The following is a 9,148-nucleotide window of genomic DNA, read 5'->3' as shown; positions in this document are numbered from 1 at the left end:
CGCTCCCGCAGCGCGTCGGGGTCGCCGCCGGAGCGGACGCGGCCGCCGCGGGGGCGGCCGGCGCCGAAGGGCCACCGGCGGACGCGACGAATGCGCCACGCAGCCGTCGGGCGACGGGCGCCTCGACGGTGCTGGACGCGGACTTGACGAACTCGCCCATTTCCTTCAGCTTGGCGAGAACGGTCTTGCTTTCGACCCCGAGCTCTTTTGCCAGCTCGTGTACGCGGGCCTTACCTGCCACTGCACTCCTCACTCCGAGGTCGTGCGGGCAGCACCCGCAGCGACCTCACTCCTGCACTTGAAGCCTGGTCATTTCAGGGACTTCATCGTGTGCTCATGTCGGTCGTCCTACCTTGCTAGCGACCCTCGTCCGGTCGGGCTGACCGGACGTAGTGGTTGGCGCGTCAACATGCTCCGCCAGCTCACCGTGATCGACGACCCCGGTGATGCGCAGTGCCCGCCCGAAGGCGCGGCGGCGCACCGCCTGCGCGAAGCAGGCCGGATCCGGGTGCATGTGCGCCCCCCGACCCGGCAGTCTGCGGGCCGGATCGGCCCGGAGGCTGTGACCAGCCTCGTCGCCGACCGCGACGATCCGCAGCAGTTCGCTGGCCGGCGCACGTCTCCGGCAGCCCACACAGGTGCGCTCCGGCAGCGCGCGTCGTACCACTGGAGAAAGTCTACCCCTAGCTGCTCGAGATCGCGCCGCCCGGCTCCGGCACGTGATCAGCTGCGCCCCGGCCGGCCGTCTCGGTCTGCTCCGCGTCGGACCGGATGTCGATCCGCCAACCGGTCAGTCGGGCGGCAAGCCGGGCATTCTGCCCCTCCCGGCCGATCGCCAGGGAGAGCTGGAAGTCCGGCACGGTGACCCGGGCCGTCCGGCTGGCCAGGTCGACCACCTCGACCCGCAGCGCCTTGGCCGGGGAGAGCGCGTTGCCGACGAAGGTCGCCGGGTCGTCCGACCAGTCGATGATGTCGATCTTCTCACCGTGCAGTTCGCTCATCACCGCCCGGACCCGCTGGCCCATCGGGCCGATGCAGGCGCCCTTGGCGTTCACGCCGGGGGCGGTGGAGCGGACCGCGATCTTCGTACGGTGACCCGCCTCACGGGCGATCGCGCCGATTTCGACGGTGCCGTCGGCGATCTCCGGCACCTCCAGCGCGAAGAGCTTCTTCACCAGTGCCGGGTGCGAACGGGACAACGTGATCTGCGGGCCGCGCATTCCCTTTGCCACGTGCACCACGACGCAGCGGATCCGCTCGCCGTGCGTGTACCGCTCGCCGGGCACCTGCTCGGACTGCGGCAGGACGCCCTCCAGCTTGCCCAGGTCGACGCTGACGATGCCCTTCTCGACCCGCGCCTCGTGCGCCTGCACCACCCCGGTGACCAGGTCGCCCTCGCGGCCGACGTACTCGCCGAAGTGCACCTCGTCGGTGGCCTCCCGCAGCCGCTGGAGGATCACCTGCTTCGCGGTCATGGCGGCGATCCGGCCGAAGTCGTGCGGGGTGTCGTCCCACTCCCGCACCACGGTGCCGTCGTCGTCCACCTCCTGGGCGTAGACCAGGGCGGCCCCGGTCTTGCGGTCGATCTCCACCCGGGCGTGCGGCTCGGCGCCGTCGGTGTGCCGGTAGGCGGTCAGCAGCGCGGTCTCGATCGCCGCGAGGATCGTGTCGAACGGGATCTCCCGCTCGCGCTCGAGTGCGCGCAGCGCCGCGAGGTCGATGTTCACCTCTCCTCGTCCTCCACATCATCTTCGTCGTCGATGTCGTCAGTCTCGCCGGCCGCGCCGGCTGCGTCCGCGTCGTCGAACTCGTCCGCCTCGTCGATCTCGTCGAGGCGGGTGAACTCGACCTGGACCCGACCGGGTCCGAGGTCGGCGTAGCGATGCTCCGCGCGGCCGGCGTCCGTCTCCAGCACCACGCGCTCGTCGTCGGCCTCGACCACCCGGCCGGTGACCTGCCGGTCCCCGGCGGCCCGCTGCTCGGGCAGCGCCGCCCCGCCGCGCACGGTCACCTTGACCAGCCGGCCGACGTTGCGCCGCCAGTGTCGGGGCAGAGTGAGCGGACGGTCCACGCCCGGCGAGCTGACCTCGAGCTGGTACTCCCCCGCCACGATGTCGCCACCGGCCTCCTCCGCGGCGTCCAACGCCGCGGAGACCGCGCGGGAGACGTCCGCGACGGCGTCCAGGTTGATCCCGCCGTCGGCGTCCACGATCACGCGTACGACGTGCCGTCGGCCGGCCCGGGAGACGGAGAGGTCCTCCAGGTCGTACCCGACGCCCTCGATCACCGGCTCGATCACCTCGCGCAGCCGCGCGCGCCGGGCGCCGAGGTCACCGCCGCGCGGTGCGCCGGCCCGGTCCCCACCACGGGGCCCGTCGGCCCGCCGGGGTCGCCCGGACGGCCCGGTCGGCCTGGTGGCACGGCCACGCTGCGTCATCTGGCGCCCCTTCTCCTGATCGAGCTGCGGTCCGCTTCGGCCCGCCATGCCGGCACGCCACCGGGGCGGTCGCGCCCGGTGGCTGCGCAGAGCGTAACGCGCCTGGCGGGTGACGGACCCGGCGGCGCACCGACGCCGGTGGCCCACGGGCGGCCACGGATGGTGTTGACTTGTCCGGTGGCGACGGGCAGAACAACACAGCGCAACGGGGCACCGGGGCATTCCCGGCGAAACGTGCTGCGCGCCGGGGCGCTGGTGGTGGTCGGCGGTGCCGCCGTACCGCTGACCGGCTGTGATCTTTTCGACCGGGGCGACGACAAGCCGCCGCCGCCCGATCCGCTCGAGCCGCTGGCCGCCGAGGCGGCCGAGCTGGCCGCCCGGCATCGGGCCGCGATCGCCGCCGACCCGGCCCTGGCCGACCCGCTGACCCCGATCGCCGACGCCCACCAGGCCCACGCCGACGAGCTGCGCCGGGTGATCGGCCGCCCGCTGCCGTCCGGCGCGTCGAGCGGCACGCCGTCCGGGGACGCGGACCCCGCCGACCCGCTGCCCGGGCTGCGCGAGGCCGAGCGGGCCGGGCGGGACAACGCCGCGAAGGCGTGCGCGACCGCGCCGGCCGAGCGGGCCGCGCTGCTCGGCTCCATCGCCGCCGCCCGGGCGACCCACCTGGAGGTGCTGAAGTGATCCCGCGTACCGCACCCGCCGGGCCCGCCGAGGCCCTCGCCGCCGCCCTCACCGCCGAGTACGCGGCGATCTGGGCGTACGGCGTGATCGGCGTCCGCCTCGCCGAGGCCGCCCGGACCGCCGCCCGCGCCGCCGAGGCGGCCCACCGGTCCCGCCGCGACGCCCTGATCCTCCAGCTCAGCTCCGGCGGCGGTCAGGTCCCGGCCGACCGGGCCGGGTACGCCCTGCCCTACCCGGTGACCGACCGGGCGAGCGCGCTCAAGCTGGCCGTCGAGGTCGAGGAGCGGACGGCCGGGTTCTGGCGGGCCGCCCTGCCGCACACGACGGGCACCGACCGGAACCGTGCGCTGGCCGCGCTGACCGACTGCGCGCTGCGCGCCACCCGGTGGCGGCGGACGGCCGGGGTGACCCCGCTCACCGTCCCCTTCCCCGGCCGCCCGGTCTGAGCGGAGCCCCAGCTCACGGTGCGGGCGTTCCGGTTGCGGGTCGCATACCAGGTATGCATACTCCGTTTCCATGTCCATCCGTCACGGGCTGCTCGCCCTGCTCGAACGCGGCCAGATGTACGGCTACCAGCTGCGCGCCGCCTTCGAGGAGTCGACCGGCTCGACCTGGCCGCTGAACATCGGGCAGGTCTACACCACCCTCTCCCGGCTGGAGCGGGACGGCCTGGTCCGGCCGCTGCCGGAGCACGAGGGTGGGCAGCGGCCGTACGAGATCACCGACGCCGGGCGGGCGGACCTGGCGCTCTGGTTCGCCACCCCGATCAGCCGCACCGACCGGCCCCGGGACGAACTGGCGATCAAGCTGGCCCTGGCGCTGACCACCCCGGGCGTGGACGTCCGCGCGGTGGTGCAGACCCAGCGCAGCGCCACCATGCGGGCGTTGCAGGAGTTGACCCGGCTGAAGTACGCCAGCGACAAGCCGGAGGACCTGCCCTGGCGGCTGGTGCTGGACGCGATGGTCTTCCAGGCCGAGGCGGAGATCCGCTGGCTCGACCACTGCGAGACGAGCCTGGTCCGCTACCGCCCCGCGCCGTCCCGTCCGCCGGCGCCCGACGCCGGGGCGGTGGACCGCACCGACCAGGAGGTCCGCCGGTGAGCGCGAGGAGCGAGCCGGGCCTGCGAGCCCCGCAGTCGCGAACAGGGACCAGCACCGTGAGCGCGAGGAGCGAGCCGGGCCTGCGAGCCCCGCAGTCGCGAGCGGAGACGGTCCGGTGAGCGAAGCGGGCGCGGTGCTGGAGCTGCGGGACGTGTACCGGACCCACGGCGCCGGGGAGGCCGCCGTGCATGCGCTGCGCGGGGTCAGCCTCACGGTCCGCCCCGGTGAGCTGGTCGCCGTGATGGGCCCCTCCGGCTCCGGCAAGTCCACCCTGCTCTCGCTCGCTGGCGGGCTGGATCGCCCCACCACCGGCGAGGTGCTGGTCGAGGGGGCGGCGCTCGGCCGGCTGGACCGCCGGGAGCTGGCCCGGCTGCGGCGGCGGCGGGTCGGCTACGTCTTCCAGGATCTCAACCTGCTCGGCAGCCTCACCGCGGCGGAGAACGTCGCGCTGCCGCTGGAACTCGACGGGAGGGGCGTCCGGCAGGCCCGCAGGCTGGCCCTGGCCGCGCTGGCCGAGGTGGACCTGACCGGGCTGGGCGACCGCTTCCCGGACCAGATGTCCGGTGGCCAGCAGCAGCGGGTGGCGATCGCCCGGGCCCTGGTGGACGAGCGCCGGCTGGTGCTCGCCGACGAGCCGACCGGTGCGCTCGACTCGCAGGCCGGGGAGGCGGTGCTGCACCTGCTGCGCCGCCGGGTGGACGCCGGCGCGGCGGGGGTGCTGGTCACCCACGAGGCGCGGCACGCCGGCTGGGCGGACCGGGTGGTCTTCCTCCGGGACGGGGTGCTGGTCGACTCGACGGCGCCGCTGGTCGGCGTCGAGCAGCTGCTGACCGGCAGCGGGCGGTGAGTCGGGGCCGGTTCGCCGGGGCGGTCGGCTCGTGGCTGGTGGCGCTGCGCATCGCGCGGCGGGAGGCACGGCGGGCCCGTCGTCGTACCGCGCTGGTGCTGGCGATGATCACGCTGCCGGTGCTGGCGCTCAGCTTCACCGCGGTGAGCTGGGACATGGCGGAGCTGACCCGGGCGGAACAGCTGGACCGGCGGCTCGGGGGCGCCGACGCGGAGCTGCGCTGGTCGGCCGAGAACGCGCTGGTCCAGGACGCCTGGGGGGAGAGTTCCTGGCCGGCCCAGGGCGAGTCGGTGCCGCGTACCCGTCCGGTGGCCGCCGCCGAGATCACCGCGCTGCTGCCCGCGGGCAGCCGGGTCAGCCGGGTCCGCTGGTGGGTGCCGTTCGAGGTACGGATCGACGACCGGAACGTGTCGTTCGACGCGCGGAGCCTGGACCTGACCGATCCGGTCGCCCGGCCGCTGGCCAGGCTGCGCGCCGGCCGGCCGCCGGCCGAGCCCACCGAGATCGCGGTCAGCCAGCGGGCCCTGCGCCGCCTGGGGGTGCCGCTCGGCGGCACGGTCCGCACCGCGGACGGCGGCGGGCCGTACCGGGTCGTCGGGGTGGTGGAGTTCCCGGACAACCTGCGCGAGGTGGTCGCGGTGCGCCCGGAGGCGCCGGCCGGGCCGGTCGCCCCGGCGGACGAGAGCTGGCTGGTGGACGTGCCCGGGCGGCTGGACCCGGCGCTGGTGGACCGGCTGAACGCGCGGGGCGTGACGGTGACCGCCCGCACCGCCGTTCCCGGCCGGGACGACGCCGCCGGCGACGGCACGCCGCTGCCGGACGCGGCGGACACGGGCAACGCGGTGCTGGTCGGCGGCCTCGGCCTGCTGGAGGTGGTGCTGTTGGTCGGGCCGGCCTTCGCGGTCGGCGTACGGCGGCGGCGCCGGGACCTCGCGCTGGTCGCGGTGGCCGGCGGGGATCACGTGCACCTGCGCCGGGTGGTGCTGGCCGACGGGGTGGTGCTCGGCGCCGGCGGGGCGGCGCTCGGGCTGCTGCTCGGCACCGCCGCGGCGTTCGCCGGCCGGCCGCTGGTCGAGCAGTACGTCACCGCGGCCCGGTCCGGCGGGTACCGCGTCTTCCCGGCCGCGCTGGCCGCGATCGGCGCGGTCGCGGTGCTCGCCGGGGTGCTCGCGGCGCTGGCTCCGGCCTGGGCCGCCGCCCGCGAGGACGTGGTGGCCGGGTTGGCCGGACGGCGCACCCCGCCCCGGCACCGGCGGCGCTGGCTGGTCGTCGGGGTGCTGCTCACCCTCGGCGGCGCCGCCGTCGCCGGGCTCGGCGCGGCCAGCACCACCCCGACGGTGATCCTGGCCGGGCTGATCCTCGGCGAGCTCGGACTGGTCTTCGGCACCCCGACGTTGATCGGGCTGCTCGCCGGGGCCGGCCGGCTACTGCCGCTGGCACCGCGGCTCGCGCTGCGCGACGCGAGCCGCAACCGCTCCTCCGCCGCGCCGGCCATCTCCGCGGTGATGGCCGCGGTCGCCGGCAGCGTCGCCCTCGGCGTCTACGTGGCCAGCGACGAGGCCCGGGCCCGGGCGGACTGGCAGCCCGGCATCCCACCCGGCAACGTGCTGCTGCTGCGGTCGGACTCCGGCGCTGCCGAGCTGCCGCCGGTGGCGCAGGTGGCCGAGCGGGTCCGGGCCGTCCTGCCCGACGGCACGGTGGCCCGGGTCGACGTGCCCGCCTGCGCCGCGCCGACGTCCCCCGAGGACTACTGCAACGTGGCGGCGGTGGTCCCGCCGGACCGGGAGTGCCCGTACGAGCTGACCGGGTACCTGACCGCCGACGGGCGCCGGCGCGCCCTCGCCGACCCGCGCTGCGCGCGGCCGTCGCGCAGCCCGGACGGCCTCTACCTGCCGGCGTTGGTGGACGACGGCTCGGCCCTGCCCGTGCTCACCGGCGCCCCGGCCGCCGAGGTGGCCACCGCGACCTGGGTGCTGCGGGCCGGCGGGGTGGTGGTGAACGACCCGCGGCAGGTGGTCGACGGGCGGGTGGCCGTCACCGCCAGCCGGAGCTCCGCCGGCCAGGACCCGCCGTCCACCGTCACCGCCACCCTGCCCGGCTACGCGCTGCGCGGTGGCCTGCCGGTCGACCGGCTATTCCTCTCCGCCGCGGCGGCGGCCCGGATCGGCCTGACGGGCGAGCAGCTCGGCTACGCCGTCGACACCACCGGGCCGCCGACGGTGGCGCAGCAGGAACGACTCGTGGCCGACCTGCCGCGGCTCGCCTCGCTGCAGGTGCAGGTGGAGCAGGACCAGCCGTACTCGGACCGGCGGCCGCTGCTGCTCCTGCTGGCCGTCGGCGCCGGCGTGATCACCCTGGGCGCGGCCGGGGTGGCCACCGGGCTCGCCGCCGCCGAGGGGCGTCGGGATCTGTCCACCCTGGCGGCAGTGGGGGCCAGCCCACGGGTACGCCGGGTCCTGTCACTCTGCCAGGCCGGCGTGATCGCGGTGCTCGGTTCGGCGCTGGGCATCGTCGCCGGCCTCGGCTCGGCGTTGATCATCCTCTCCTCGGTGAACCGCCGGTACGCCGCGGCGTGGCCGGTCGAGACGCCGTACCCGGTGGTGGTGCCCTGGTTGACCCTCGGCGTGCTGGTGGTGGTCCCGCTGCTGGCGATGCTCGGGGCGGGGCTCATGACCCGGTCCCGGCTGCCCGTGGAGCGCCGGCTGGAGTGACCGGCTCCGATGTGGACCGGCCGCTCCGGGCCGCCCACGAGTGCGTGGGCCGCGCGTGGGTGCCGCCTCGGCGGCGGACCCGGCAGACTCGGCCCGTGTCCGTCCTGGGAACCCTCACGCGCCGGCTCGGCCACCAGAAGTGGTTCGGCGCCACGTTGCGCCTGCTCGTCCCCGCCGACCGGCTGGTCGGCCGGCTCACGAAGGGCCGGGTGGTCGCGTTGGGCCTGGTGCCCTCCCTGGTCATCACCACCACCGGTCGTCGCTCCGGTCAGCCCCGCAGCAACCCCCTGCTGTACGTGCCGGACGGCGACGGGTACGTGGTGATCGGGTCGAACTGGGGGCAGCGGCACCAGCCCGGCTGGGCGATGAACCTGCTCGCCCAGCCGGCCGCCGAGGTGGACGTCAAGGGGCGCCGCGTCGCGGTACGCGCCGAGGTGGCCGCCGGCGCGGAGCGGGACCGGCTGTGGCAGCTGCTGGTCACCGAGTGGCCCGCGTACCGGACGTACGTCGAGCGGGCCGGCGGCCGGGAGATCCGGATCTTCCGGCTGGTCCCGGTCGGCGCGGAACGGACCGGCGCCGACCCGTCCTGACTTCCGGGCGCGCCACCCGGGCCCGGCGCCGCGGCCTGGCTAGGGCTTTGACCACAAACGTTGGCCGGGTTGGTCGGGGTTGGGAAATGTCGTAGGGCTGGTGTTGGCTTCGGTTCGTGCCTCGCCGTCGGGATCCCGCCTTGCCGCGGGTCGTGCATCGCACGGCCCGGGTTGCTGTGCGGGTGACGCCGGGGCAGCGGCGGCGGTGTTTCGGGTTGCTGCGCTCGGCCGGTGACGTGTGGGCGTGTGCGTTGGAGGTCAACGCGTGGCGCCGCCACCGCGGCGGCGCGCCGCTGGTGGGCTATCAGCAGTTGTGCCGGGAGCTGTCCGCGTCCGGGCCGGGCACCTTCGGCGACCTGGACACCACAGGTGCCCGGTCGGTGTTGCGCCGATTCTCCGATGCGTGGTTCGCGGCGGCGAAACGCCGCACCGCCGGTGACCTGTCGGCCCGGTTCCCGCGTCGCCGGCGGGGGTTGGTGCCGGTGCGCTGGTATCACGGCACGTTCACCCTCGACGGCCGGCGGGTGCGAGTCCCGACCGCCAGAGGCACGTCGCCGTTGTGGGTGCGTCTGGCGCGGGAGGTGCCGTATCCGGTCGAGCAGGTCCGGTCGGTAACCCTGCTGTGTGAGGGCGGGCGGCTGTTCCTCGACGTGACCGCCGAGGTGCCGGTGACGGTCTACCCGCCCGGTGAACAACCGGACCCCGGCCGGGTGGCCGGGGTGGACCTCGGGATCATCCACCCGTACGCGGTGGCCGGCCCCCGCGGGGAGGGGTTGCT

General features: G+C 75.7%; 11 protein-coding genes. 7 read left to right on the top strand and 4 right to left on the bottom strand.

Annotated features, from left to right (window positions below):
* From DKT69_RS07035 to rimP, 4 genes are all read right to left on the bottom strand, one after another.
* The coding region (locus DKT69_RS07035; RefSeq protein ID WP_236647378.1) for a translation initiation factor IF-2 N-terminal domain-containing protein at nucleotides 1-241 on the bottom strand (241 nt) is incomplete at its 3' end.
* Nucleotides 242-334: 93 nt separating this feature from the next.
* Nucleotides 335-667 (bottom strand): YlxR family protein, encoded by a 333-nt coding sequence (locus DKT69_RS07030; RefSeq protein WP_109800762.1) that lies wholly within the window; start codon nucleotides 665-667, stop codon nucleotides 335-337.
* Between the two features lie 16 nt (nucleotides 668-683).
* Nucleotides 684-1,727: a transcription termination factor NusA gene (gene nusA, locus DKT69_RS07025; protein WP_109800761.1), complete on the bottom strand. Its 1,044-nt coding sequence runs from the start codon at nucleotides 1,725-1,727 to the stop codon at nucleotides 684-686.
* Nucleotides 1,724-2,437 (bottom strand): ribosome maturation factor RimP, encoded by a 714-nt coding sequence (gene rimP, locus DKT69_RS07020; RefSeq protein ID WP_109800760.1) that lies wholly within the window; start codon nucleotides 2,435-2,437, stop codon nucleotides 1,724-1,726. The genes nusA and rimP overlap by 4 nt, the downstream gene beginning before the upstream one ends.
* A 234-nt stretch (nucleotides 2,438-2,671) precedes the next feature.
* Between rimP and DKT69_RS07015 the strand changes: the two genes are divergently transcribed.
* From DKT69_RS07015 to DKT69_RS06985, 7 genes are all read left to right on the top strand, one after another.
* Complete coding sequence (locus DKT69_RS07015) at nucleotides 2,672-3,121, top strand: hypothetical protein (RefSeq protein ID WP_201749524.1); 450 nt, start codon at nucleotides 2,672-2,674, stop codon at nucleotides 3,119-3,121.
* On the top strand, nucleotides 3,118-3,567 hold the full coding sequence (locus DKT69_RS07010; RefSeq protein ID WP_109800759.1) for a ferritin-like domain-containing protein: 450 nt from the start codon (nucleotides 3,118-3,120) through the stop codon (nucleotides 3,565-3,567). Before DKT69_RS07015 ends, DKT69_RS07010 begins: the two co-directional genes overlap by 4 nt.
* A 70-nt stretch (nucleotides 3,568-3,637) precedes the next feature.
* Complete coding sequence (locus DKT69_RS07005) at nucleotides 3,638-4,222, top strand: PadR family transcriptional regulator (RefSeq protein ID WP_109800758.1); 585 nt, start codon at nucleotides 3,638-3,640, stop codon at nucleotides 4,220-4,222.
* Nucleotides 4,223-4,337: 115 nt separating this feature from the next.
* Entirely contained in the window at nucleotides 4,338-5,069 is a 732-nt protein-coding gene (locus DKT69_RS07000; protein WP_109800757.1) for an ABC transporter ATP-binding protein, read from the top strand.
* Complete coding sequence (locus DKT69_RS06995) at nucleotides 5,066-7,780, top strand: FtsX-like permease family protein (protein WP_109800756.1); 2,715 nt, start codon at nucleotides 5,066-5,068, stop codon at nucleotides 7,778-7,780. Before DKT69_RS07000 ends, DKT69_RS06995 begins: the two co-directional genes overlap by 4 nt.
* A gap of 95 nt (nucleotides 7,781-7,875) precedes the next feature.
* Nucleotides 7,876-8,370 carry a nitroreductase family deazaflavin-dependent oxidoreductase gene (locus DKT69_RS06990; RefSeq protein ID WP_109800763.1) on the top strand — a complete coding sequence of 165 codons (495 nt, stop codon included), beginning with the start codon at nucleotides 7,876-7,878 and terminating at the stop codon, nucleotides 8,368-8,370.
* Between the two features lie 215 nt (nucleotides 8,371-8,585).
* Nucleotides 8,586-9,148: transposase (locus DKT69_RS06985; protein ID WP_146230997.1), on the top strand; the 563-nt coding region annotated here is incomplete at its 3' end.

Origin of the sequence: Micromonospora sicca, from assembly GCF_003172935.1 — a bacterium.
Taxonomy (GTDB): Bacteria; Actinomycetota; Actinomycetes; order Mycobacteriales; family Micromonosporaceae; genus Micromonospora; species Micromonospora sicca.
The sequence above is the reverse complement of the archived record's forward strand: the minus strand, read 5'-3'. Positions and strand labels throughout refer to the sequence as shown.